The organism is Enterobacter cloacae complex sp. S2 (genome assembly GCF_015159675.1).
In the GTDB taxonomy this organism is placed as follows: domain Bacteria; phylum Pseudomonadota; class Gammaproteobacteria; order Enterobacterales; family Enterobacteriaceae; genus Enterobacter; species Enterobacter intestinihominis.
The window spans coordinates 135,981-161,727 of sequence record NZ_JADDTS010000037.1 but is presented as its reverse complement, the minus strand read 5'-3'; the positions used below and the strand labels follow the sequence as shown (position 1 = coordinate 161,727).

Annotated in this window: 23 protein-coding genes; 7 read left to right on the top strand and 16 right to left on the bottom strand. The window is 54.1% G+C overall.

Translation table 11 applies throughout. From position 1 onward, the window contains the following. Nucleotides 1–78: 78 nt before the first annotated feature. Nucleotides 79–1,527, top strand: a complete 1,449-nt coding sequence (thiI, locus tag IPZ49_RS17755) for a tRNA uracil 4-sulfurtransferase ThiI (RefSeq protein ID WP_193762858.1) — start codon at nucleotides 79–81, stop codon at nucleotides 1,525–1,527. Nucleotides 1,528–1,614: 87 nt separating this feature from the next. Here thiI and yajL read toward each other — a convergent pair whose 3' ends face one another. Together yajL and panE are read right to left on the bottom strand one after the other, a co-directional pair. Further along, nucleotides 1,615–2,205 (bottom strand): protein deglycase YajL, encoded by a 591-nt coding sequence (gene yajL / locus IPZ49_RS17750; RefSeq protein ID WP_022647231.1) that lies wholly within the window; start codon nucleotides 2,203–2,205, stop codon nucleotides 1,615–1,617. After that, nucleotides 2,168–3,079 (bottom strand): 2-dehydropantoate 2-reductase, encoded by a 912-nt coding sequence (gene panE / locus IPZ49_RS17745; protein WP_046620560.1) that lies wholly within the window; start codon nucleotides 3,077–3,079, stop codon nucleotides 2,168–2,170. Before panE ends, yajL begins: the two co-directional genes overlap by 38 nt. Before the next feature lie 125 nt (nucleotides 3,080–3,204). Between panE and IPZ49_RS17740 the strand changes: the two genes are divergently transcribed. Then, nucleotides 3,205–3,696, top strand: coding sequence for a YajQ family cyclic di-GMP-binding protein (locus IPZ49_RS17740; RefSeq protein ID WP_022647233.1), 492 nt, complete (start codon nucleotides 3,205–3,207; stop codon nucleotides 3,694–3,696). Nucleotides 3,697–3,728: 32 nt separating this feature from the next. Here the strand turns inward: IPZ49_RS17740 and IPZ49_RS17735 are convergent, their stop codons facing one another. The 7 genes from IPZ49_RS17735 to IPZ49_RS17705 all read right to left on the bottom strand — a co-directional run bounded on the left by IPZ49_RS17735 (nucleotide 3,729) and on the right by IPZ49_RS17705 (nucleotide 12,020). After that, nucleotides 3,729–5,090 (bottom strand): MFS transporter, encoded by a 1,362-nt coding sequence (locus IPZ49_RS17735; protein ID WP_063146599.1) that lies wholly within the window; start codon nucleotides 5,088–5,090, stop codon nucleotides 3,729–3,731. A 114-nt stretch (nucleotides 5,091–5,204) separates the two neighbouring features. Then, nucleotides 5,205–5,852 carry an L-fuculose-phosphate aldolase gene (fucA, locus tag IPZ49_RS17730; protein ID WP_193762857.1) on the bottom strand — a complete coding sequence of 216 codons (648 nt, stop codon included), beginning with the start codon at nucleotides 5,850–5,852 and terminating at the stop codon, nucleotides 5,205–5,207. A gap of 28 nt (nucleotides 5,853–5,880) precedes the next feature. Next, a complete protein-coding gene (locus IPZ49_RS17725) occupies nucleotides 5,881–6,876 on the bottom strand; it encodes a LacI family DNA-binding transcriptional regulator (protein ID WP_023299444.1) in 996 nt (331 codons plus the stop codon). Nucleotides 6,877–6,936: 60 nt separating this feature from the next. Next, the gene (locus tag IPZ49_RS17720) at nucleotides 6,937–8,526 is read right to left on the bottom strand and encodes an FGGY-family carbohydrate kinase (RefSeq protein ID WP_032621616.1); all 1,590 of its coding nucleotides are present in this window, start codon (nucleotides 8,524–8,526) and stop codon (nucleotides 6,937–6,939) included. 11 nt (nucleotides 8,527–8,537) lie between these two features. After that, entirely contained in the window at nucleotides 8,538–9,488 is a 951-nt protein-coding gene (locus IPZ49_RS17715; RefSeq protein WP_000858088.1) for an ABC transporter substrate-binding protein, read from the bottom strand. 46 nt (nucleotides 9,489–9,534) lie between these two features. Further along, the gene (locus IPZ49_RS17710; RefSeq protein ID WP_022647237.1) at nucleotides 9,535–10,518 is read right to left on the bottom strand and encodes an ABC transporter permease; all 984 of its coding nucleotides are present in this window, start codon (nucleotides 10,516–10,518) and stop codon (nucleotides 9,535–9,537) included. 2 nt (nucleotides 10,519–10,520) lie between these two features. After that, nucleotides 10,521–12,020, bottom strand: a complete 1,500-nt coding sequence (locus IPZ49_RS17705) for a sugar ABC transporter ATP-binding protein (protein ID WP_063146598.1) — start codon at nucleotides 12,018–12,020, stop codon at nucleotides 10,521–10,523. Between the two features lie 407 nt (nucleotides 12,021–12,427). Between IPZ49_RS17705 and fucI the strand changes: the two genes are divergently transcribed. From fucI to fucU, 3 genes are read left to right on the top strand one after another with little or no spacing between them, the layout of a single operon-like run. Then, on the top strand, nucleotides 12,428–14,206 hold the full coding sequence (gene fucI, locus IPZ49_RS17700; protein ID WP_063146597.1) for an L-fucose isomerase: 1,779 nt from the start codon (nucleotides 12,428–12,430) through the stop codon (nucleotides 14,204–14,206). 49 nt (nucleotides 14,207–14,255) lie between these two features. Then, nucleotides 14,256–15,659, top strand: coding sequence for an L-fuculokinase (fucK, locus tag IPZ49_RS17695; RefSeq protein ID WP_063146596.1), 1,404 nt, complete (start codon nucleotides 14,256–14,258; stop codon nucleotides 15,657–15,659). Next, nucleotides 15,652–16,080, top strand: a complete 429-nt coding sequence (gene fucU, locus IPZ49_RS17690) for an L-fucose mutarotase (protein ID WP_023299449.1) — start codon at nucleotides 15,652–15,654, stop codon at nucleotides 16,078–16,080. The genes fucK and fucU overlap by 8 nt, the downstream gene beginning before the upstream one ends. 40 nt (nucleotides 16,081–16,120) lie before the next feature. Here the strand turns inward: fucU and cyoE are convergent, their stop codons facing one another. From cyoE to IPZ49_RS17655, 7 genes are all read right to left on the bottom strand, one after another. Further along, entirely contained in the window at nucleotides 16,121–17,008 is an 888-nt protein-coding gene (cyoE, locus tag IPZ49_RS17685; RefSeq protein WP_022647242.1) for a heme o synthase, read from the bottom strand. An 11-nt stretch (nucleotides 17,009–17,019) separates the two neighbouring features. Continuing rightward, nucleotides 17,020–17,346 (bottom strand): cytochrome o ubiquinol oxidase subunit IV, encoded by a 327-nt coding sequence (locus IPZ49_RS17680; RefSeq protein WP_006809888.1) that lies wholly within the window; start codon nucleotides 17,344–17,346, stop codon nucleotides 17,020–17,022. Then, on the bottom strand, nucleotides 17,346–17,960 hold the full coding sequence (locus tag IPZ49_RS17675; RefSeq protein ID WP_022647243.1) for a cytochrome o ubiquinol oxidase subunit III: 615 nt from the start codon (nucleotides 17,958–17,960) through the stop codon (nucleotides 17,346–17,348). The genes IPZ49_RS17680 and IPZ49_RS17675 overlap by 1 nt, the downstream gene beginning before the upstream one ends. Beyond that, a complete protein-coding gene (gene cyoB / locus IPZ49_RS17670) occupies nucleotides 17,950–19,941 on the bottom strand; it encodes a cytochrome o ubiquinol oxidase subunit I (protein ID WP_006809887.1) in 1,992 nt (663 codons plus the stop codon). The genes IPZ49_RS17675 and cyoB overlap by 11 nt, the downstream gene beginning before the upstream one ends. 16 nt (nucleotides 19,942–19,957) lie before the next feature. Next, complete coding sequence (gene cyoA / locus IPZ49_RS17665) at nucleotides 19,958–20,905, bottom strand: cytochrome o ubiquinol oxidase subunit II (RefSeq protein WP_006809886.1); 948 nt, start codon at nucleotides 20,903–20,905, stop codon at nucleotides 19,958–19,960. A gap of 478 nt (nucleotides 20,906–21,383) precedes the next feature. Next, entirely contained in the window at nucleotides 21,384–22,859 is a 1,476-nt protein-coding gene (gene ampG / locus IPZ49_RS17660) for a muropeptide MFS transporter AmpG (protein WP_063146594.1), read from the bottom strand. A 45-nt stretch (nucleotides 22,860–22,904) separates the two neighbouring features. Further along, nucleotides 22,905–23,483, bottom strand: a complete 579-nt coding sequence (locus IPZ49_RS17655; protein WP_022647246.1) for a lipoprotein — start codon at nucleotides 23,481–23,483, stop codon at nucleotides 22,905–22,907. A gap of 303 nt (nucleotides 23,484–23,786) precedes the next feature. On the opposite strand from IPZ49_RS17655, the gene bolA reads away from it, so the two are divergent. Further along, nucleotides 23,787–24,104 (top strand): transcriptional regulator BolA, encoded by a 318-nt coding sequence (gene bolA / locus IPZ49_RS17650; RefSeq protein WP_003859051.1) that lies wholly within the window; start codon nucleotides 23,787–23,789, stop codon nucleotides 24,102–24,104. 331 nt (nucleotides 24,105–24,435) lie between these two features. After that, nucleotides 24,436–25,734 (top strand): trigger factor, encoded by a 1,299-nt coding sequence (gene tig / locus IPZ49_RS17645; protein ID WP_006809881.1) that lies wholly within the window; start codon nucleotides 24,436–24,438, stop codon nucleotides 25,732–25,734. Nucleotides 25,735–25,747 lie beyond the last annotated feature (13 nt).

Sequence of the window (25,747 nt, the reverse complement as noted above, 5' to 3'; positions counted from 1 at the left end):
GATGCAGCCACGGGTGTGGGCTGCTGTATCATTTTCCACTACAAGCCTTTATAAGCTTGCCTAAGAAACATTGCCGCCATGAAGTTTATCATTAAATTGTTCCCTGAAATCACCATCAAAAGCCAATCCGTGCGTTTGCGCTTTATTAAAATTCTCACCGGGAACATTCGTAACGTATTAAAACACTACGACGAAACGCTCGCCGTGGTGCGTCACTGGGACCACGTTGAAGTCCGCGCGAAAGACGAAAACATACGTCTTGATATTCGCGACGCGCTGACCCGTATCCCGGGTATTCACCATATTCTGGAAGTGGAAGACGTTCCCTTCACCGATATGCACGATATCTTCGAAAAGGCGCTGGTACAGTACCGCGATCAGATCGAAGGGAAAACGTTCTGCGTACGCGTGAAGCGCCGTGGTAAGCATGAGTTTAGCTCCATTGACGTTGAGCGCTATGTCGGCGGCGGTCTGAACCAGCACGTTGAGACGGCGCGCGTGCGCCTGACTAATCCGGACGTTACCGTTAATCTTGAGATCGAAAACGATCGCCTGCTGCTGGTTAAGGGCCGTTATGAAGGTATTGGCGGCTTCCCGATCGGCACGCAAGAAGATGTGCTGTCGCTGATCTCCGGCGGGTTCGACTCCGGCGTTTCCAGCTATATGCTGATGCGTCGCGGCTGTCGCGTGCACTACTGCTTCTTTAACCTGGGCGGCGCGGCGCATGAAATCGGCGTACGTCAGGTGGCGCATTACCTGTGGAACCGCTTCGGCAGCTCTCACCGCGTGCGTTTCGTGGCGATCAACTTTGAGCCAGTGGTTGGCGAAATTCTTGAGAAAGTGGATGACGGCCAGATGGGCGTGGTCCTGAAACGTATGATGGTGCGTGCGGCGTCCAAAGTGGCTGAGCGCTACGGCGTGCAGGCGCTGGTCACCGGTGAAGCACTGGGGCAGGTCTCCAGCCAGACGCTGACCAACCTGCGCCTTATCGACAACGTGTCTGATACGCTGATCCTGCGTCCGCTGATCTCTCACGATAAAGAGCACATCATCGATCTGGCGCGTAAAATCGGTACTGAAGATTTTGCCCGCACCATGCCGGAATATTGCGGCGTGATCTCAAAAAGTCCAACCATTAAAGCGGTGAAGGCGAAGATCGAAGCGGAAGAAGAGAACTTCGATTTCAGCATCCTGGAAAAAGTGGTGGCGGAAGCGTCGAACATCGATATCCGTGAGATCGCCCAGCAGACCGAGCAGGACGTGGTTGAGGTGGAGACGGTCAGCGGCTTCGGTGCTAACGATACGATTCTGGATATACGTTCTGTTGATGAGCAGGATGACAAGCCGTTGCAGGTGGAAGGCGTGGAGGTGGTTTCGCTGCCGTTCTACAAACTGAGCACCCAGTTTGGCGATCTCGACCAGAGCAAAACGTATCTGCTGTGGTGCGAACGTGGGGTCATGAGCCGTTTACAGGCGCTGTACCTGCGCGAGCAGGGCTTCGCGAACGTGAAGGTGTATCGCCCGTAGCCTATTGCCCGGTGGCGCTTCGCTTACCGGGCCTACGGTACCGTACACTTGTAGGCCGGGTAAGGCGTAGCCGCCACCCGGCTTTTTTTACTCGTAGTAGTTATAAATCCCTGCCGCCATCACCAGCGATGACGCCACTTCGTACGCTTTTTCGCGCCCGACCAGCAGGTCAATAATCTTCAGGCCAAAATCAATGGCGGTACCCGGCCCCTGGCTGGTGAGCAGGTTAACGCGCGGATCCCAGACCACGCGTTTATCCACCCACTGGTCTTCCGGAATCGTATCCTTCAGGCCTGGGAAGCCGGTCATATTGCCGATGGGGAAAATGTCGTGCGGAACCAGTACCGTACCTGCGGCCGCACAGATTGCCGCGACGATACGCCCGGAAAGATGAAACTGACGAACGGTTTCAACCAGCAGCGGGCTGTCGCGGAAACACTCCGCGCCCTTCAGACCGCCCGGCAGCACGATAATGTCGTAATCACCGTCCGCCACCTGTACAAGCGGTGCATCTGCCAGGATCTTGACCCCACGCGAGCAGGTAATCGCCAGACTTCCGTCGCTGGCGACGCTGGCGGTGGTAACCTTAATACCACCACGTACCATCAAATCAATGGTGGTGACCGCTTCTGTCTCTTCGCTACCAGGGGCGAGGCATACCAGTGCCGATGCGCTCATACTCACTCTCCTTTCGTTTAACTAACTCAAACAGACGGCTGTTTTCCGCAACGGTAATGCCGTGAGCCCGGGCGCGTTTTAACAGATAACCGGTAATGTAATCAATTTCGGTATGCCGCATCGCCCGGACATCCTGCAACATTGAAGAGATATTTTCTGCCGTACTCTCAATGACCTGGTCGACATAATAACGTAAATCAGACTCTGAGGTGTGGTAGCCTTCGCGTTCAATGACGGCGGCAACTTCCCGGCAAATCAGCGCTAACCGATCGGGATGCTGGCGCAGATCACCGTTAGGGCAATCCAGCAGGGCAGTCAGCGGATTGATCGCGCAGTTGACCGCCAGTTTGCGCCACAGTTCTGCGCGAATGTTATTGTGCCAGGCGACGTCAGGCAGCGTGCTTTGCAGGGTATCCGCAAGATAGCTGTAATCGCCGGGCTGTTCACGCGCCGGGCCGATATGGGTGATGCCACTGGCAACATGAATAATGACGTTACCGTCGCGGCGTGCCGCGTGGGTGGTTGTTCCCATCAGCAGCGGTTGCCGGACAGACTTTAGCTCTTCAATGGTACCCATACCGTTGTGAATCAGCAGGACTGGCGTGCTTTCAGGTAATTGGGCGGCCAGGCTTTTCACCGCATCGGAGACCTGCCAGGCCTTCAGCGTGACCAGCAGCAGATCGCTGCTCGCGAGAAATTCCGGATCGTTTGCCGTCAAAGACTCGTTAAAAATTGAACCGTCTGTACCCATCACATTCACACTGCAATAGGGTTGGGGAATTCGCAGCCAGCCCTGAACGTCGTGTCCCTGTTTGCATAGCGCGCTAAGCCAGAGTTGACCAAGGGCGCCGCATCCAAGCACTGTTACTTTCATTGTTCCTCCTCACCTGCAACTGCGCCAGGTGCTAAGACGCTAAGTATAGCGCCATCAGCTAAGCTTCTCGTTATGCCTCGTTGCAGGTATTATGCAACGCAACAAAAATGAAGGGAGAAGAAAAGATGCCATCTTTCGATATTGTTTCTGAAGTTGATCTGCAGGAAGCGCGTAACGGCGTAGATAATGCTATTCGTGAAGTGGAGTCACGCTTCGATTTTCGTGGCGTTGAGGCGACCATTGAACTGAACGACGCGAACAAGACAATCAAAGTCCTGAGTGAGTCTGATTTCCAGGTCAACCAACTGCTGGATATCCTGCGCGCCAAGCTGCTCAAGCGCGGCATTGAAGGGACCTCACTTGATGTACCGGAAGATTTTGTTCACAGCGGCAAAACCTGGTTTGTGGAAGCGAAGCTGAAGCAGGGGATTGAAAGCGCGGTACAGAAAAAAATCGTTAAGCTTATCAAAGACAGCAAGCTGAAAGTGCAGGCGCAGATCCAGGGGGAAGAGATCCGCGTGACCGGAAAATCCCGTGATGACCTGCAATCCGTGATGGCGCTGGTGCGTGGCGGCGATCTCGGTCAGCCATTCCAGTTTAAAAACTTCCGCGATTAAGACAATTATGCCCGGCTAAACCGGGCATTTTTTCAGGCCTTCAGCGCCTGCTCTACCTCAAAGCGGTTAGTCACTTTGCTGTCAATTTTGACATACGCACTGCGCTCTTCCGGGACAATCAGCACTTCGCTCACGCCCTCTGTCGCTTCCAGACGCTGTTGTAACGAGTCACCGATTGCCACGTCATCGGGAATTTCTACCCGCAGGCTACTCACATAGCGCGGCTCTTTCATGGTGCTGGCAACAAACAGCCAGAGCATCGCCAGTAGCGCACCGGCGAGGAACACGGTCTGAGAATCAAAAAGGCCGTCCACCCAGCCGCCGAGGGACCCGCCGATCGCCACGCCGAGAAACTGGCTGGTGGAGTAAATGCCCATCGCGGTGCCTTTGTATCCTGCCGGAGACTCTTTGCTGATAAGCGACGGCAGCAGGGCCTCCATCAGATTAAACGCCAGGAAGAACAGCTGTACGCCTGCGATCAGCTCCCAGAAATGTGGGCCGGCGCCCCACAGCACAATCTCGGCAATCAACAGTAACGCCACGCAGCCCACGAAGACGCGTTTCATTTTGCGCTTCACTTCGGCGTAAATAATGAAGGGCACAACGGAGACAAACGAGATCAGCATTGTGACCAGATAAATTTTCCAGTGCTCTGCCGCCGGGAAACCTGCTGCGGCAAGTTGACCGGGCAGGGCGACAAAGGTGGACATCAGCAGAATGTGCAGGCACATAATGCCGAAGTTCAGCTTAAGCAGGCGCGGCTCGACGATGACTTTGCTGAAGCAGCCTTTGACCATCCCGGATTCACGGTTCAGGACATGGTTTTTACTGTCCGGCACAACCCACAGCGTGAGTGCGATCCCGATGGTTGCCAGCACGGCTATCATCCAGAACAGGGCGTGCAGGCCGAGTGAATGGGTAATAATCGGCCCCAGCACCATGGCAATGGCAAACGTAACGCCGAAGCTGACGCCAATAAACGCCATGGCTTTGGTGCGGTTTTGCTCGCGGGTTAAATCTGACAGCAGCGCCATCACGGCGGCGGCAATCGCCCCGGAACCTTGCAGGGCGCGGCCAAGAATAATTCCCCAGATGGAGTGGGAGAGGGCGGCGATGATGCTGCCAAGTAAAAACACCAGCAGCCCGCCGACAATCAGCGGTTTGCGACCCACGCGGTCGGAGAGCAGGCCAAAGGGGATCTGGAATATCGCCTGCGCCAGGCCGTAGATACCGATCGCCAGACCAATCAGCGCTTCGCTGGCACCCTGTAACGCCATGCCATATGTGGTCAGAACGGGCAGGACCATAAACATGCCAAGCATCCGCAGCGAGAAAACAGTCCCTAAACCCCAGGTCGCACGCAGTTCACCTGGCGTCATTTTATAATCGTTCATTACCACCTCTACCAAAAAGCAGGCCATAGTTTAGGCGGGGTGATAAGTGCGGTAAATAGGTGTTTGTTTAAGAGATATTACGAGGGTGTGATAAAAGCACCCCCGGATAAAAAATTACGCCTCGACGCGCAACCCGTAGCTTTTAAATTTCTCAAGAACAATGGCAATTTCATCGTCACTGAGTACCGGAACGGGATCCACGATCGCCAGCGTGGCCAGGTAGAGTTTTGCCAGCACCTCTACCTCCTGCGCCAGCCACAGTGCCTTCTCAAGATTTTCTTCGCAGGTGATCAGACCGTGGTGCTGTAATAGCGTCGCTTTGCGATCGCGTAACGCGACCGCGACATGCTCTGACAGCGCGCGCGTCCCGAAGGTCGCGTAAGGCGCGCAGGGAATGGAGTTTCCCCCGGCGGCGGCAATCATATAGTGAATAGCAGGAATGGGGCGGTTGAGTATCGAGACGGCGGTACAGTTAACCGCATGGTTATGGACGACGGCGTTAGCATCCAGGCGGGTCTGATACACAACCTGATGAAAACGCCATTCGCTGGAGGGCAGTTTATCCTCTTCGTGTCGCCCCTGTGCATCGACATAGACGATACTCTCTTCGGTCAGATGCTCGTAGGGAATTCCGGTCGGCGTAATCAGCATACCGTCGCGATAGCGAACGCTGATATTCCCGGCGGTGCCCTGATTTAATCCCATGCGGGTCATCTCAAGGCAGGTGTCGATAATGTCTCTGGCTAATCGGGCTCGTTCCATTTTTTATTCTCCGGGTACAGTTTTATTTTTACTGGCGGGAACGTTTGACCAGCTTCATATCGACTTTCGCCGTCTCGTTGACCGCTTCGCCGTCGATGGCTCGCTGCATCAGTTCAAACGCTTTTTCCGCCCAGGTATCTTCATCCTGCTGCATGGACCAGACGCTGTTAGGCAGGAACCCCAGCATGGGGTGCTCATCGAAGGTGCCAATATTGATGTGTTGAGGCACGGTACCGGTACGCGTCCGCAGGGCTTCGATTGCCCCTTCCAGGACGGGTAACGATGAGGCGATAAACGCCTGCGGAACACCCTGGCTGTCGATAAGCGAATCCATCAGGGCATATCCCCCCTCCGGCGTATTGTCCGGCCCTTCGATGACCCACTCGCGATGGTGAATACCGGCTGTTTTCAGGGCCTGCAAATAGCCGTTCAGACGGTCCGTAATGCTGGGCAGTGCGGTATCGCCCACAAGGAACCAGAGCGGCGTTTTGCACTCTTCCAGCATATTGCGGGCCAGTTCATCCCCCCCAGCCTCGTTATGACTCTCTACCAGCGCGTTGTCAGTAAAGCCAAAATCCCGGTCAAGGAGCACCAGTGGCTTTTGGATCTGCCGCAAATGATGCTGCTGGTTTTCCAGCGTCGAGGGAACGATAAACAAGCCGTCCACGTTGCGCGCCATCAGGGCTTTGACCAGCTTGTTTTCGTAATCCACATCGTTGTAAGTACAGCTGATCATCAGCTGGTAGCCCGAACGGCGGCAGCGCAGTTCGAGTTTCTCGGCGAGCGTTGCAAAGAACACGTTCGAGATGTTGGGTACGATGAGTCCCAGCGTCTCGGTTTTGTTTAGCTTAAGACTGCGCGCCGAATGGTTGAGGGTATAGCCGAAGCGCTCGACGTGTTCATTAATTCGGGACTGTGTTTTCACGCTGATCCGATACTGTTCGGCTTTCCCGCTCAGTACCAGCCGCACGGTGGTGACGGATAAATTCAGATCCTTCGCTATCTGTTCAACTGTTTTGGCCATCGCTACGCCTCAATCCTTAACGTACGTAAAAACTGCTGATAAAGCATACGCATCCTGCCATTACATTTCCTGCTGCATCAGGAGATTAAGCGCCTGTTGCTGGGTCCACAGCATCAGGTACGCCTCATATTTTTGCCGGTGGAAGGCCGCGGTTTCCGGCCGACGGGTGATGATAGCGCCGGCTTTGACCATTTCCCGGGTGGCGTCGGTAAGCGTTGCCCATGCACCGCTCGCCACAGCGCCGCAAATGGCCGCGCCGAGAGTGACCGCATCTTCTTCGGCTAAAAGGTGAATATCGCAGCCTGTGGCATCGGCATACTCCCGCAGCCAGAGCCGGTTATGAGTAGCTCCACCACAAATGACAATGCGCGACAAGGTGTGCCCATGATGTTTCAGAGTATCCATAATGTGTCGTGTGCCGTAGGCAATGGCCTGTAGCGTGGCCAGATAGAGCCTCGCCAGCGCGCGCTCACCGGTCTCTAATGTCAGACCGACTACGCTGCCCCGGGCATCAGGACGCGAACGCGGCGAGCGGTTGCCGTGGTGATCGGCCAGAATGTGCAGGTTGCGGGTGGGATATTTTTCTTCCTGTTCAAGCGCGGCTACCCAGTCGTTGAGTAATGCCACTGGATGGCATTGCGCCGCTTCCGCTTTTGCAAACAGCTCTGCGCTGACTCCGTGCTCGCGCAACGTCCAGTCGACCAGCGCCCCGGCAGCACTTTGCCCGCCTTCCGTCAGCCAGTAGCCCGGCAGCATGGCGCTCCAGTAAGGTCCCCAGACGCCGGGCGTATGGATCTCCGTCTGACTGGCAAGCATATGGCAGTTCGAGGTTCCGCTGATGAGCGCCAGCGTGCCTTCCGGGTGTGAGCCCGTCAGCGCCACGCCACCCGCGTGGGCATCGATCATGCCGCTTGCCACAACCACTTCTTCGGACAAACCCAGAGCTTGCGCTGCCTGCGGGCTAAGTTTCCCGACGCATTCAGCGACGTCCAGAATAGTGCCGGGAATTTTTGTCAGTAAGTTTTCCAGCCCCACCGCTCTGAGCAGCGATTCGCTGAACTGCGCCTCATGCGCAAGGTAGTTCCATTTGCAGGTGAGGGTGCACAGGCTGGCGACGTCCTGGCCCGTCGCTTTCCAGACCAGAAAATCGGCAAGGTCGTAAAAGCGCCAGGCCTGATTCCAGGTTTCAGGATGATGCCGCTGCAACCACAGCAGTTTTGGCAACTCCATCTCGATGCTGACCTCGCCGCCCACGTAGCACAGGGCCGGATCGCGTGTGGCATTGATGTGAACGGTTTCTTCGTGAGCACGATGATCCATCCACATAATGATGTCCTGCGATGCCGGACTGTCCGGGGAGACGCTCAGGCCGTTACCGTCAGCATCCAGCGCGACCAGCGAGCACGTGGCGTCGAAGCCAATCGAACGAATGGCGTCAGGTGAAATCCCAGAGGAGTCGACGGCTTCCCGCACCACCGCACAAACCTGCTGCCAGATTTCCACAGAGGATTGTTCCACGCGCGCATTGCTGGCGTGAAACTGCGAAATCGGACGGGTCGCGAAGCTCAAACGCTCGCCTTGCGCAGAGTAAAGCCCTGCACGAACGCTGGCTGAACCTACATCTACCCCGAGGAAATAGCCGTCACTCATCATGAACTTCCTTATTTTTTACCAAACGGATGCAGCAGTTTATCAATTTCAGGCGTGTTGATATTCTGCGCATTGACATATTTCACTGGAATATCAATTTCTTTGGCCACCGTCTGTCCGGAAATCACCGCGTTCAGCGCTTTTATGCCCTGATAACCAATCTGATAGGCGTCCTGCACCACGAAGCCCTGAATCACACCGTTTTTAAGGAAGTTAATGATGGCTTCGGTGCTGTCAAAACCGATGACTTTTACTTTGCCCTTCAGATTCTGGCTGTCGATAGCGTTCGCAACGCCCAGGGTTGAGCCTTCGTTGGTGGCATAAATACCGGCGATATCCGGGTTGGCCTGAACCATATCAATGGTTTTATCCATCGCTTTTTGCGGGTCGCCATCGCTGTATTGCACCGGCAGTACCTGAATATTCGGGTACTTCTCTTTCATCCGCTCGCTGAACCCTTCAGAGCGCTCAATGGCGGACGTCGTCCCGGCTACGTGAGCGATAATACCCACTTTCCCCTTCTGGCCTACCTGCTCTGCCAGCGCATCCGCAGCCTGTGCGCCCGCCTTACGGTTATTGGTGGCGACAAAGCTGGCTGGGATATCCGAGTTCACGCCCGAGTCGAAGGTCACCACTTTGATCCCCCGGCTGTTGGCGGTTTCGACCAGCGGGGCAAGGGCGTTTGCATCAAGTGCGGCCAGCAACAGGCCGTTTGGTTTTTGTGCCATGGTGTTTTCGACTAACTGGATCTGTTCGGCGATTTGCGTTTCATCGGCAGGGCCAACGTAGCTGGTTTTGTCACCCAACTCTTTTGCGGCAGCTTCCGTTCCCATTTTGACCGTCTGCCAGAATTCGTGCTGGTAACCTTTACTGACCACCGGCAGGTTTAAATCTTTTGCCAGCGCGCTGCTGGACAGGATGGCAACGAGCGACAGGGCGCTCAGGATATGGCTGGTTTTCATTATTTTGCTCCGTTGTAGGGTTGGCAGGGCTTGTTGTATCGAGAACCTAACGCATTCTTTTTCGTAACGTGTCCAGGTAGACGGCGGCAACGACGACCACGCCCATCGCCACCATCTGCCAGAACTGGGACACGCCCATGAGATTGAGGCCGTTTTTCAGCACGCTCATAATGAACGCGCCTATGATGGTGCCGCCAATCGTGCCCACGCCGCCCATCAGACTGGTACCGCCGATCACTACCGCCGCAATGGCTTCCAGCTCATAACCCACGCCCACGGTTGGCTGGCCTGAGTTGAGACGAGAGGCGAGGATCACCCCGGCCACGCCGGTTAACAGGCCGCAGAAGGCGTAAACGAAAATTTTCACTCGCTGGACTTTGATCCCGGAAAGGTGTGCCGCCGTTTCATTGCTGCCGACAGCGTAGATATAGCGGCCCATCACCGTTTTCTTCAGGATCCACATGGCGATCAGTGCCACGATGACCAGGTAGAACACCGGATAAGGCAGAACGTCGAACAGGCGACCCTGTGCTAGCAGCTTGAACTGCGGGTAGTCAGAAAAATAAATCGCGCGGCCATCGGTCATCACCATATTGATGCCGCGTACCGACATCATTAAGCCGAGGGTGGCAATAAACGGTGGTATGGTCATTTTGGTGACCAGAAACGCGTTCACATAGCCGCAAAGTCCGCCTGCGAGCACGCCTGCCAGAATACAGACCGGCAACGGCATACCAAACCCGGCGGCGATGCCCACCGCAACCCCTGAGAACGCCACCACCGATCCAAGCGACAGGTCGATCCCGGCGGTAATAATCACAAAGGTCACGCCAATGGCCATGATGCCAATCACCGCCGTTTGCAGGGCGATAGTCATGATATTTTCAGTATTAAAGAAGAACGGAGAGCTGAAGCTGAAAAACAGAACCAGCAATACCAGGCTAAAAAGAGGCGCCAGACGCATCAGGAGCGCTTTATTTATTTTCATCGTATGACTTCCGCTTTGCGGCGATGGAACGGTAACGGACATGATTAATCCTCCAGCGTGGCGTATTGCATGATTTTTTCCTGGGTGGCGTGCTCAGCCGCTATTTCGCCGGCAATGCGGCCGCTGCGCATCACGAGTATGCGGTCGCACATTCCTAATACTTCCGGCAGTTCGGATGAAATCATGATGATCGATTTACCTTTAGCGACAAGGCGATTCATTAATTCGTAGATTTCCAGCTTGGCGCCAACGTCAATTCCCCGGGTTGGCTCATCAAAAATTAAAATATCGGTGTCTTTGCAGACCCAGCGGGCAATAATAATCTTCTGTTGATTACCGCCGCTTAAATTCAGTGCCGCCTGTTCCAGATGTGGCGTTTTTATTCGCAGCGTATCTACCAGTTTCTGGCTGGACTCCCGGCAGCGTTTTTCATCAACATTACCCGCGACGCCAGCGTAGTCCGGGTAATTGCCGAGCATAATGTTCATCTCAACAGAAAGGCCGAGGGCGAGTCCCTCTTTTTTGCGGTCTTCTGTTAAATAGCTGATGCCTTTCTCAATGGCGTCAGCCACGTCTTTAATACGTGTGGGGGTGCCGTTCAGCGTCAGGGTGCCAGCGTCGATCGCATCGGCGCCAAACAGGGCCCGGCCCAGTTCAGTTCGGCCTGCGCCCATTAAGCCAGCGAGACCGAGGATCTCACCGCGCCAGAGGGTAAAGTTGATGTCATGCAGTACACCATTACGCGTCAGGCCGTTCACCTCCAGCACTTTTTCTCTGCGCTGATGCGGCGGGCGTTTTGGGTAGATGTTATCGAGATTGCGGCCAACCATCATGGCGATAAGCTCGCCGATCTGAACCGTTTCATAATCTACGGTGGCGATGTATTGTCCGTCGCGCATGACGGTCGCGCGATCGGCGATCAGCGCCAGCTCTTCCAGACGGTGCGAGATGTAGACAATCCCCGTGCCCTGAGCCTTGAGCATCCGCGTGACTTCAAACAAACTCTCGATTTCACTTTCGGTCAGCGCGGCGGTGGGTTCATCCATGATTAGCACTTTGGCATTGACCGAAATCGCTTTGGCAATTTCCACCATCTGCTGCTGGGCTACGGTTAATTCACTGACGCGGGCGTCCGGGGCGATTTTTAAATTCAGCGTGTGCAGTATTTTCTCAACCGCCTGTCGCTGGGCGCGTTTATCTAACTGCCAGCGACTATTTTTGCAGAATTCACGGCCAATAAAGATATTCTCTTCCACGGTTAAATCGGGGAAGAGATTAAATTCCTGATGGATAATCGTAATACCTGCATGCTGAGCACTTAGCGGATCGCTGAATGATACGGATTGCCCTTCAAAGCGAATTTCACCGGCATCAGGTTGGTAAACACCGGATAAAATTTTCATCAGCGTCGATTTGCCGGCACCGTTTTCACCTAAGAGGGCATGAACTTCGCCGCAGCGTAAATCGAAATCAACCTGATTCAGCGCCAGCACGCCGGGAAAGCGTTTGGTAATGCACGTCATCTGAATAAGAGTCTCTGACATTGCAAAATTCCTGTGTTGGAAAGGCAATGAATCACAAGCCACAGTGATTTAGTTAATAAGCTAACTCGACTTAGCTTTCGTCCTTAAAAGCTATTTTAGGGTTATAATTTAGCCAAATCATTTGTATTCAAATTGTGACGTCGTGCAAAGGTATTTTGTTATTTTATTGAATTTAAACGATATGTTTAGTTTTTGCTGAATCGTAATACCTGACACTGATCGAATTTTGACCTCTCATCGTGAAACTGCTCACAGATCCTGCACATTTATCTTGTCTCATTTTTAGTGTGAATCCTAAGCTAATTCGAGTTAGCAAATTTCACCACTTTCCGTTCACGGCGCTGCCTGGGCGCTTTTTCACGGCTATGCCCCTGAGACGGATAGGTTAACCAACGTGAGGAAGGGCTATGAAAACGATAAAAGCGTTACCCCGTATTGGCATTCGACCTGTTATTGATGGCCGCCGAATGGGCGTACGCGAGTCTCTGGAAGAGCAGACCATGAACATGGCGAAAGCCACGGCGGCGCTAGTCAGTGAAAAATTACGCCACCCCTGCGGTACGCCCGTTGAGTGCGTAATTGCCGATAGCTGCATTGCCGGAATGGCGGAGGCCGCCGCTTGCGAAGAGAAGTTCAGCACGTGCCACGTTGGTCTGACGATCACCGTCACCCCCTGCTGGTGTTACGGGAGTGAAACCATTGATATGGATCCGCTGCGTCCGAAAGCGATCTGGGGCTTTAACGGCACCGAGCGTCCGGGGGCAGTATATCTCGCGGCGGCACTGGCGGCGCATAACCAGAAAGGGATCCCGGCGTTTTCCATATATGGCCACGATGTACAGGATGCGGGCGACGAGACCATCCCGGCAGACGTCGAAGAAAAATTGTTGCGCTTCGCCCGGGCGGGCCTGGCGGTCGCCAGCATGAAGGGGAAAAGTTATTTGTCGGTGGGCGGCGTCTCGATGGGGATTGCGGGCTCGATTGTCGATCACAACTTCTTTGAATCCTGGCTGGGGATGAAGGTGCAGGCGGTGGATATGACCGAACTGCGTCGCCGCATCGATCATAAGATTTACGACGAGCAAGAACTTGAGCTGGCCCTGGACTGGGCGCAAGCACATTTCCGTTTCGGCGAGGATAAAAACGCGGAGCAGTATCGTCGCAATGAACAGGAGAATGCCGCGATCCTGCGGGAGAGTCTGCTGATGGCGATGTGCATCCGCGACATGATGCAGGGTAACCCAAAACTCGCTGCGATGGGCCGCGTGGAGGAATCTCTGGGCTATAACGCCATCGCGTCCGGGTTCCAGGGACAGCGCCACTGGACGGATCAGTATCCAAATGGCGATACCGCAGAGGCGCTGCTGAACAGCTCCTTTGACTGGAACGGTATTCGCCAGCCGTTGGTGGTGGCGACGGAAAATGACAGCCTGAACGGGGTAGCAATGCTGTTTGGACATCTGATGACCGGTACAGCGCAAATCTTTGCCGACGTGCGCACCTACTGGTCGCCAGAGTCGGTTGAGCGTGTTACCGGCCAGAAACTCACTGGACGGGCTGAGCAGGGCATTATTCATCTGATCAACTCCGGCTCGGCGGCACTGGACGGTACAGCGGAGCAGAAAGATGCCGAGGGGAAACCGACCCTGAAACCACACTGGGACATTACTGAGCAGGAAGCCAACGCGTGCCTAGCCGCAACCCACTGGTGTCCGGCGGTGCATGAATACTTTCGCGGGGGCGGTTTCTCATCAAACTTCCTCACCCGAGGTGGCGTGCCATTTACCATGACCCGCGTAAACCTCATCAAGGGGGTGGGCCCGGTATTACAGATAGCGGAAGGCTGGAGTGTTGAGCTGCCGGAACAAGTACATGACATTCTGAATAAGCGCACCGATTCAACCTGGCCCACCACCTGGTTTGCCCCACGTCTGACCGGTAAAGGCCCGTTCAGCGACGTCTATTCAGTGATGGCGAACTGGGGGGCTAACCACGGGGTGCTAACCGTCGGGCACGTCGGTGCTGATTTCATCACCCTGGCGTCCATGCTGCGCATTCCCGTGTGCATGCATAACGTACCGGAGGCGCTGATTTATCGGCCGACGGCCTGGGGCGCTCACGGTATGGATCCGGAAGGGCAGGATTACCGCGCCTGTGAAAATTACGGACCGTTATACAAACAATAAGCCGGTTTGCCAGCCTGCTCCGGCGGACTGGCAGCCTGTGGGGACCGCAATGAAAAAATGTTTTCTGGTTCTCGATTGTGGCGCGACGAACGTGCGCGCCATTGCGCTGGATCCTGAAGGGAATATTGTGGCGCGAGCCTCGGTGGCGAACGAAAGCGAAAGTGCCGCTGAAAATCCGGCCTGGCACCAGTGGTCGCTCGACGCCATCATGCAACGTTTTGCCGTCTGTTGTCAGAAAATCAGCGCAGTGCTGAGCATGCATCAACTGTGCGGAATGAGTGTGACGACCTTTGGCGTGGATGGCGCGCCGGTAGATGAGCGCGGAGAACTGCTTTACCCGATCATCAGCTGGAAATGTCCACGGACCGTGCCGGTGATGGAAGCGGTTGCCCGTTTATGCTCCCCGGCTGAACTACAGCAGATCACCGGCGTTGGGCAGTTTAGTTTCAACACGTTGTATAAGCTAGGCTGGCTTCAGGACAACCATCCCGATCTGTTACAGCGTGCTCACGCCTGGCTTTTTATCTCCTCGCTAATCAACCATCGCCTGACCGGAAAAATGACGACTGATCTCACGATGGCCGGTACCAGTCAGATGTTCGATCTGCATCAGCGGTGCTTCAGCGAAACGATCTTAAGCAAGATCGGCGTGCCTCATTCCCTTTTCCCGCCGCTGGTTTCCCCCGGAGAGATGATGGGTGAACTGCAGCCCGACGCTGCATCCAGACTCGGATTGCCTTGCGGTGTGCCGGTGATCTCCGCCGGGCACGATACGCAGTTTGCCCTTTTTGGCGCCGGTGCGGGAATTAATGAGCCGGTTCTCTCTTCGGGAACCTGGGAGATTTTAATGGCGCGCACCTCGCAGGTTGATACCGCTTTACTGGGGCGATACCCGGGCGCGACGTGCGAACTGGATAGCCGGACGGGGCTCTATAATCCGGGAATGCAATATCTGGCGTCTGGCGTACTGGAGTGGATCCGCGCGCTGTTCTGGTCGCCTGATGTCAACTGGGACACTATTCTGGCTCAGGCGGCGGCAATTCCGTACGGGGCGGATGGCGTCACGATGAATACCCAGTTGCTCGATTCTCCGCTCGCCGGCTGGCAGGGCGTTACGCTCACCACCACGCCAGCCCATTTTTACCGCGCAGCCCTGGAAGGACTCACGGTGCATCTGCAAGAAAAACTCCAGGCGCTGGAGGCGATCGCGCAATTTAAGGCGCGTGAACTCCTGCTGGTGGGGGGAGGTAGCCGCAATATGCTGTGGAATCAGCTCAAGTCCAATGCGCTTGGGATCCCGGTGAAGGTGCTTGAAGATGCAGATACGACCGTGCTGGGGGCGTCTTTGTACGGATGGTGGGGCGTCGGAGAAACGGCCAGCGCTGAGGCTGCTCGCGATCGGGTCCACTATCGTTACCGTTATTTCTATCCTGAGGAGCAAAGCCGTGCTTAAAACGATATCCCCACTGATTTCACCCGAGCTGCTGAAAACGCTGGCAGAGATGGGCCATGGTGACGAGATTATTTTTGCAGACGCTCACTTTCCCGCGCACAGCCTGGGGCCAAAGACGATCCGCGCAGATGGCCTGCTCATCAGCGATTTGCTGGCCGCGGTGATACCGCTGTTTGAACTCGACAGCTATGCGCCACCGCTGGTGATGATGGCCCCTGTCGACGGGGATACGCTCGATATACAGGTAGAAGCACGCTATCGCAACGCACTCTTTGGTGAGGCGGAAGGGGAGGGGATTATGCGTATTGACCGTTATGCGTTTTATGCGCGGGCACAGAAAGCGTACGCCATTGTGGTGACAGGCGAGACAGCGAAATACGGCAATATACTGTTAAAGAAAGGGGTTACGCCGTACCAATAAAAAACGCCGGGTTAAACCCGGCGTTTTCACTTCAGTCTTCTTACCAGACGTACGTCAGCAGGCTTTGTGAATCTGGCACCATGAAGTCTACGGACATCATCACGGACAGGGAGGTGATGGCGACAATCGAGAACACAAACAGCTTGCGTGCCCAGACCTTGTCATCTTCCACTTTGTAACCGCGCAGAGCCATGCCGAGCCACCAGACGCTCACCGCAGCGGCCACCACCAGATATTTATATCCGGCGTAACCGCCCAGAGAGAGCATCAGCGTTGCCACGGCAAAAGCGATGATGTACAGCGTGATGTGGTTTTTGGCAACTGAGATGCCCTTCACGACCGGCAGAACCGGAATGTTCGCTGCCTGATAATCCTTAAAGCGGAAAATCGCGATGGCGTAGGAGTGCGGCATCTGCCACAGGCTAAAGATAGCCAGCAGGATCAGCGCACCGCTGTCGAACTCGTTCGTGACGGCGCAGTAGCCAATCACCGGCGGCGCAGCGCCGGAGAGAGAACCAATCAGCGTGCCGTAGACGGAGTGGCGTTTCATATACAGGCTGTAGACGCCTACATACACCACGAACCCCATCACCCCCAGCCAGCAGGCCAGCGGGTTAGCACCAAACCACAGCAGCATAAAGCCAGCAATACCCAGCAAGGTGGCGTACACCAGCGAGACGGAAGGAGCAATCAGGCCTTTAACCAGCACCCGATTTTTGGTCCTTTCCATCTTCTTGTCGATATCCATGTCGATGTAGTTGTTAAATACACAACCGGACGCAACCACCAGTGACACACCGACCAGCGTGTAAATAAAGAGGGTGTAATCAATGCTGCCTTTAGAGGCCAGCAGGAACCCTCCGATTACGGAGATCAGGTTGCCAAAGATGATGCCTGGTTTCGTGACTTGCAGGTATTGCTTAAACATACTCGCCGCTCTTAGTGAACCATCATGTTGTAGTTAAGGTTCCACATAATCCAGATGGAACCGACTACCAGGATAGCGATGATAATCACGGTAAAGATAAAGGCCGTCATGTTCCAGCCTTCATCGGACTTGGTGTTCATGTGCAGGAAGCAAACCAGATGCACCAGAATCTGAATCACCGCGGTCACCAGGATTGCGCCCAGGATAACCGGCTTAGATGCAGAACCGTTCATCACCATCCAGAACGGGATCACCGTCAGGATGATCGACAGGATGAAACCTGTCATGTAGGTTTTTACGCTGCCGTGGGAAGCGCCATGATCGTTAGAATGACTCATTACATCGCCCCCATCAGATAGACAACAGAGAACACACAGATCCATACCACGTCCAGGAAGTGCCAGAACAGGCTCAGGCACATGATACGGGTACGGTTAGTACTGGTCAGGCCGCGACGGGAGATCTGGAACATCAGCACTGCCATCCAGATCAGACCAGAGGTCACGTGCAGACCGTGGGTGCCGACCAGCGCGAAGAACGCTGACAGGAAGCCACTGCGATCCGGACCAAAGCCTTCCGCAATCAGGTGATGGAATTCATAGATTTCCATCCCGATAAAGCCAGCACCAAACAACCAGGTCAACGCCAGCCAGGAAACAACCTGGCTTTTGTTGTTTTTGTACATGGCGATAGCCGCCATGCCGTAGGTGATGGAGCTGAATAACAGCAGTGCGGTTTCAACCAGAACGAACGGCAGCTCAAAGATGTCCTTACCGGTCGGGCCGCCCGCTGTGCCGTTCACCAGAACGGCATAGGTTGCGAACAGACAGCAGAACAGGATGCAGTCGCTCATCAGGTAGATCCAGAAACCGAAGACTTTCGTCGGTCCTGTATCATGGTGCGCATGTTCATGCGCGTGGGCAGTCGAGTGCGCCAGAGTATCAGTTGCCATTTTTCAGCCCCGCTTTAGAAATCTCGTCAAAATGCTGGTTTTCCAGCTTTTCAACTTCACGGACTGGTACGTAGTAGTCCACGTCCTCGTCAAAGCTCTTCACAATCCAGCTGATTACGATGCCAGCGAAGCCAACAATCGCCATCCACCAGATGTGCCAGATCATTGCGAAACCAAATACCGTTGCGAAGGCGGCAATCACGATGCCCGCACCGCTGTTTTTCGGCATATGGATCTCTTCGTAATGTTCAGGTTGCTTGTACGCTTCACCTTTTTCTTTCATTTCCCAGAATGCGTCACGCTCATGAATGTGCGGCACTACGGCAAAGTTATAGAACGGAGGTGGAGAAGAGGTAGACCACTCCAGCGTACGGCCACCCCACGGGTCACCGGTCAGGTCGCGGTTCAGGTTACGGTCACGGATAGACACGTAGTACTGAATCAGCTGGCACAGGATACCGCAGGCAATCAGCGCGGCGCCGCCCGCTGCAATCATCAGCATCGGATGGAACTGCGGATCGATCTGCTGGCTCAGACGACGGGTCATCCCCATGAAGCCCAGCACGTACAGCGGCATAAACGCCACGAAGAAGCCGATGATCCAGAACCAGAACGCGCGTTTGCCCCATTTTTCGTTCAGGGTGAAACCGAACGCTTTTGGCCACCAGTAGGTCACACCTGCGAAGCAGCCGAAGACGACGCCGCCGATGATAACGTTATGGAAGTGCGCAATCAGGAACAGACTGTTGTGCAGGACAAAGTCAGCGCCTGGAACCGCCAGCAGCACGCCGGTCATCCCACCTACGGAGAAGGTCACGATGAAGCCGATGGTCCACAGCATCGCTGAGTGGAACTGGATACGGCCCTGGTACATGGTGAACAGCCAGTTGAAGATCTTAACCCCGGTCGGGATCGCGATAATCATAGTGGTAATACCGAAGAAGGCGTTTACGTTGGCGCCCGCACCCATGGTGAAGAAGTGGTGCAGCCAGACGATGAACGACAGGACGGTAATACACACGGTTGCCCACACCAGAGAGGTGTAACCAAACAGACGTTTACGCGAGAAGGTTGCCGCGATTTCGGAGAACACACCGAACACCGGCAGAACCAGGATGTACACTTCCGGGTGACCCCAGGCCCAAATCAGGTTGATGTACATCATCATGTTGCCACCCATATCATTCGTGAAGAAATGGGTACCCAGATAGCGATCCAGGGTCAGCAGCGCGATGGTGACGGTCAGAATTGGGAACGACGCGATAATCAGGACGTTGGCGCACAGAGATGCCCAGGTAAATACTGGCATCTTGAACATCGTCATACCTGGTGCACGCATCTTCAGGATGGTCACGAAGAAGTTAATACCGGTCAGGGTGGTACCGACACCGGAGAGCTGAAGCGCCCAAATCCAGTAGTCAACGCCCACGCCCGGACTGTACTCAATTCCCGAAAGTGGCGGGTAGGCCAGCCAGCCGGTCTGAGCAAATTCGCCCACACCCAGTGACAGGTTAACCAGGATAACGCCGACAACGGTGAACCAGAAGCTCAGGTTGTTCAGGAACGGGAACGCAACGTCGCGCGCGCCGATTTGCAGCGGAACGACAACGTTCATCAGACCGATTACCAGCGGCATCGCCACGAAGAAGATCATGATAACGCCGTGAGCGGTAAAGATCTGATCGTAGTGGTGCGGTGGCAGGAATCCGGCTTCGCCCGCAGACGCAAGCGCCTGCTGGCTACGCATCATGATTGCATCCGCAAAGCCACGAATTAACATGACGATACCGACGATGCAGTACATGATGCCGAGTTTTTTGTGGTCAACCGAAGTCAGCCACTCGTTCCACAGGTAGCTCCACTTACCGAAGTAAGTGATCAGGCCAACTAAGGCCGCGCCACCAATGATAATTGCAGCAATCGTAACCATGATAATGGGTTCATGGTACGGCACCGCATCCAATGTCAATTTTCCGAACATTTTCTTCCTCGGCCCCTTAGTGAGCGGTTTCCGCGTGGCTCATGTCCATGCCTTCCATACCCTGGTGCGTGTTGTGCTCGCCTTCAGGCTGGGTCATGTCCATGCTCATGCCGTGATCCATAAATTTGCCAATAACATCTTTGAACAGATTCGGTTTCACGTTAGAGAAGTACTCCACCTTGTTGTATTCGCTAGGTGCAGCCACTTTTTCGAACGCCGCCATGTCAGACATGGTGTTTGGAGACTGCTTCGCTTTTGCAACCCACTGGTCGAAAGTCGCGCGGTCTGGCGTAGCGATAGCTTTGAACTTCATACCCGAGAAGCCCGGGCCACTATAGCTGGCGGAGATACCGTCGTAGGTGCCTGCTTCATTCGCAATCAGATGCAGGTTAGTCTGCATACCGGCCATCGCGTAAATCTGGCTGCCCAGACGTGGGATGAAGAAGGAGTTCATTACGGAGTTGGAGGTCACTTTGAACTGAACCGGAGTGTTCGCCGGGAAGGCGATTTCATTCACGGTAGCAATGCCCTGTTCTGGATAGATGAAGAACCATTTCCAGTCCATGGAGACCACTTCAATGGTAATGGGTTTTTCATCGTGAACCAGCGGTTTGCTCGGCTCAAGTGCGTGAGTGGTTTTCCAGGTCAGTACAGCAAGGAACAGGATGATCAGAATAGGTACCGTCCAGACCACAGCTTCCACTTTATTGGAGTGTGACCAGTTAGGGCTATACTTCGCATCTTTATTGCTCGCACGATACTTCCAGGCGAAACCAACAGCCATCAAGATGGCAGGAATAACCACAATCAACATCAGGCCAAAAGCCGTCAGTATCAATGAACGTTGTTCCAGTCCAATCTGTCCTTTGGGGTCTAGTAGTGCAGAATCGCAGCCACTGAGTAATACAGTGCCTGCGAATAATGACAACCATCCCAAACTTTTATTGTATTTCCTGAGTCTCATTTAACGACCTCAATTCCACGGGAGTCTGGTGGCGTTTAAAGTGTGGGGGCATTTTACGGGAAGGTTACATTACTGTAAACATCATTAGCCCTGTGTCAGGAAGGTGTTACTGGGTTCTGCCGCACATGTCACAAGTGTTGCAAATTATGTCGCGTTTCCAGACGGAAGCCGCACGGAGTGGGCGTTATAACGAAAGGGTGCCCCAGCATACCGCAAAAGGGACAATTGGTATAACCATTGCGAAAAACACACAATTAGTTAACAATTAATTATCAATAAAAAGACAACTAAAAAACGAAAATTCAATGTTTCGAATGCTGAATCGTTTAATGAAAAATAGCGTAGCGAAATAAGCTCCAATAATTTCCGAATGCTATCCCGCACAAAACAACAAATATTTTTTTTGTCGATGGCGGTTATTTCACCGTTATAATTTCGGGCTGTTATTACAACGGGAAATAACCTTTCGCTTTTTACTTCATGTCATCTGCGTTTTTCGTAATGACATGAAATCCAGCATCCCACCCGTCAGGATCCCCGCCAGAGCGAGAAACACACCTGCATCAAGCAGAAGGGTTTCAAAAGGAAGTGACAAGTCGGTAGTCGCATTCATGATGAGCACCGTGAGCCACCCTACCAGGGCAAGACAACCTGCCATTAGCAGACGCAGGGCAAACCGATAGGCAGCGTGATATTTCGTGCGCGGCATGAAGTGTTCCGTCCGCTGGGTATATTCCAGCGTCTGGCGACAGACCAGCAGCAATAAAATCCCCGGCACGGCCGCCACCACCGAGAAGAGATAAAAGGTCGGCCAACCGTAGGCTTCAACAAACCAGCCCGCGACGGGGCCAACGTATACGCGCCCGACGGCGGAAAGGGCAGAGAGCAGCGCAAACTGGGTAGCGGAAAATGACTTATTGCACAGCGTCATCAGCAGGGCGACAAATGCCGCAGTGCCCATACCGCCGCACAGGTTCTCAAAGAATACCGCCGTCCCCATACTGATCATATTCTTGTCGGTGATCGACAGCAGCCAGTAACCGGCATTCGATGCGCCCTGAAGGATGCCAAATATCAGCAGAGCGCGGAACAGCGTCAGGCGCTGCATCAATACGCCGCCGTACAGCGCGCCGACAATCGTGGCAAACAGCCCCAGGGTTTTGTTCACCACGCCGACCTCGCCCGCATCAAACCCGACGCCGCGGATCAGGAAGGTAGTGGTCAGACTCATGGCGAAAGCGTCGCCAAGCTTATAAAGGACAATAAGCAGCAGGATCAGCCAGGCATTATTGCGACCAAAGAAGTCGCGCAGCGGTGCGGCGACGGCCTGCTCCAGCGAGCGTGGAACCGGGATCACATCGCTCGGTTCAGGCGCGAACAGGGTGGCAATAATGCAGGGGATCAGCAGTGCGGCCATCAGCCAGTACATGCCCTGCCAGCCGAGATAGCGGTCAGCAAGCCACAGTGCGAGTCCGCCGGAAACCAGCATACCCAGGCGGTAGCCGAGCACGCTGATTGCCGCACCGGCGCCACGCTCTTCCGCTGGCAGGACGTCCGTTTTCCACGCGTCAAAAACGATGTCCTGCGAGGCGGAGCAGAAGGCGATGACCACCGCAAGCGCGGCCATCCAGCGCAGCTGCGTTGACGGTTCAAGGAAACCCATTGCGGCAATGGCCAGCAACAGCAGCACCTGCGTCATCACTAACCAGCCGCGACGGCGCCCGAGGAACGGTGGGGTATAGCGATCCATCACTGGCGACCACAGGAACTTAAAGACGTAAGCCTGGCCGACGAGCGAGAAGAAACCAATGGTTTTAAGATCGATGTTCTCAACCGTCATCCACGCCTGTAACGTGCCGGAGGTGAGCGCAAGGGGTAAACCGGAGGCGAAACCCAGGATCAGCAGAATAGCTGATTTCGGTTGCTGGAAAATGCGTAAGTAGTGACTGGACATGTTCTTATGAACTGACCCGGTGAAGCACCGGGTCAGTCAGCAGGATTAACGTGCGTTCTGCTTGATGAAGTCGTGAATGCTGGTGTCCTGTGCCATGTCGGCAATGGTGTCAGTCAGCACGCTGTTAACCGCGTTAGCGATATTTTTGTTGGAGGCCTGGAATGCGCCTTCAACGGAATAGCTTGCACGGTAGTTTTTGTTCATCTTGTTGCCGTTCTTCGCGGTAGCGATGATGGAGATATCGGCTTTGGTCGCAATGTTGTAGCGAACGTTACCCTGGGAGACGTCAGCGTACAGGTTGTTCACGATGATTTGCAGATCAACCGCGCCGCTTGGGCCAATCATGTAGCCACGGGAGGTCATCTGTTTTTCCAGTACTTCCTGCAACAGGAAGCGCAGGTCGCGGGAAGCGGTCAGCGTAACCTGCTGGTTGTCGCGAGTCACTTTCGCCAGCGCCTGGTCCTGACGCTGATCGGCACCATTAATGCTGACCGTCACGCCCATCAGGCTTGGATCCTGCTGAGGCAGGGTAATTTTTGGTGAAACGTCAATGGTCGTCGGCGGGGTGGCGCAACCGGCGAGCATAAAGAGTGCTACCAACGGAAAGAAGATTTTTTTTAACATTTTCGGGTTCTCAACGAATCGTAAGCAAAGAGAGAAAAATTGCCGCCATCATAACATCGCCAACGGCCAGGGGAAGTGGTCAACGCATGTAAATTCATCGCCTTGTCCGAAAACTGACCACCTTTCCGCTTTTCTCTGCCTGTAAGTGACAAAACGTATGAACCTCATAGTGAACTTCATCCGTTTGGATGAGAAAATCAGACGAAAGCTAAATATTTGTTGTCACGGTGTAATGGAACCGGTAAAAGCGGCTAATATTTAAAGGGATGGGTGACATCTTAGCGTTGTCGGAGGAGTGATTTCATGATGATACGTGAACAGATAGAAGAAAAATTAAGGGCAGCGTTCAACCCTGTGTTTCTCGAAGTTGTCGACGAAAGCTATCGTCATAACGTGCCGGCAGGTTCTGAAAGCCACTTCAAAGTGGTTCTGGTCAGCGATCGCTTCACGGGAGAACGTTTCCTGAACCGACACCGCTTGATCTACAGCACCTTGACGGAAGAACTCTCCACAACCGTACATGCGCTCGCGCTGCATACCTACACCATTAAGGAATGGGAAGGGCTGCAGGATACGGTATTCGCATCACCGCCTTGTCGGGGTGCAGGCACCATCGCCTGATAAATCGGATTTGCAACCGCCGGAGTTTTTCCAGTATGTTGCTTACAGATTTCGTCAAAACGGCCTTCGGGCCGTTTTGTTTTGTCTGAGTTTTGAGCGGATGGCGCGTTTTTAAGGCTAAAAATAGCCTTAAAGTGTGAAAAAAGCCGCAGCAACATGCTCCAACCGTTCTCGACTCACCTAAGTGATGCCGCTATAATGCCGCGTCTTATTGAATGTCTTCGGGATGATTCTGGCGACAGGGAATGTGAATCTGCACATAAGAGAGCATCCCGGTATAACAGACAGATTCAGAGTTGACCGAGCACTGTGATTTTTTTGAGGTAACAAGATGCAAGTTTCAGTTGAAACCACTCAAGGCCTTGGCCGCCGTGTAACGATTACTATCGCTGCTGACAGCATCGAAACTGCTGTGAAAAGCGAGCTGGTCAACGTAGCAAAAAAAGTACGTATTGACGGCTTCCGCAAGGGCAAAGTACCAATGAATGTTGTTGCTCAGCGTTATGGCGCTTCCGTGCGTCAGGATGTGCTGGGTGAACTGATGAGCCGCAACTTTATCGACGCGATCATCAAAGAAAAAATCAATCCAGCCGGCGCGCCAAACTACGTTCCAGGTGAATACAAGCAGGGCGAAGACTTCACCTATTCCGTAGAGTTCGAAGTGTACCCGGAAGTTGAGCTGAAAGGTCTGGAATCAATCGAAGTTGAAAAACCGATCGTTTCCGTGACTGACGAAGACGTTGACGGCATGCTGGATACCCTGCGTAAGCAGCAGGCGAACTGGAAAGAGAAAGAAGGCGCTGTTGACGCGGAAGACCGCGTAACCATCGACTTCACCGGTTCAGTAGACGGCGAAGAGTTCGAAGGCGGTAAAGCGTCTGATTTCGTACTGGCGATGGGCCAGGGTCGTATGATCCCAGGCTTCGAAGACGGTATCAAAGGCCACAAAGCAGGCGAAGAGTTCACCATCGACGTGACCTTCCCTGAAGAATACCACGCTGAAAACCTGAAAGGTAAAGCAGCGAAGTTCGTCATCAACCTGAAGAAAGTTGAAGAGCGCGAACTGCCAGAACTGACTGAAGAATTCATCAAGCGTTTCGGCGTGGAAGATGGTTCTGTTGCGGGTCTGCGTGCTGAAGTGCGTAAAAACATGGAGCGCGAGCTGAACGGCGCTGTACGTAACCGCGTGAAGTCTCAGGCGATTGAAGGTCTGGTGAAAGCGAACGACATCGACGTTCCTGCTGCCCTGATCGACAGCGAAATCGACGTTCTGCGCCGTCAGGCTGCACAGCGCTTCGGTGGCAACCAGCAGCAAGCGATGGAACTGCCACGCGAGCTGTTCGAAGAGCAAGCGAAACGTCGCGTTGTTGTTGGCCTGCTGCTGGGCGAAGTGATTCGTACCCACGAGCTGAAAGCTGACGAAGAGCGTGTGAAAGGCCTGATCGAAGAGATGGCTTCTGCATACGAAGATCCATCAGAAGTGATCGAGTTCTACGGTAAGAACAAAGAGCTGATGGACAACATGCGCAACGTTGCACTGGAAGAGCAGGCTGTTGAAGCGGTACTGGCGAAAGCGAAAGTAACCGAAAAAGAGACCTCTTTCACCGAACTGATGAACCAGCAGGCGTAATTTCGCCCCAACG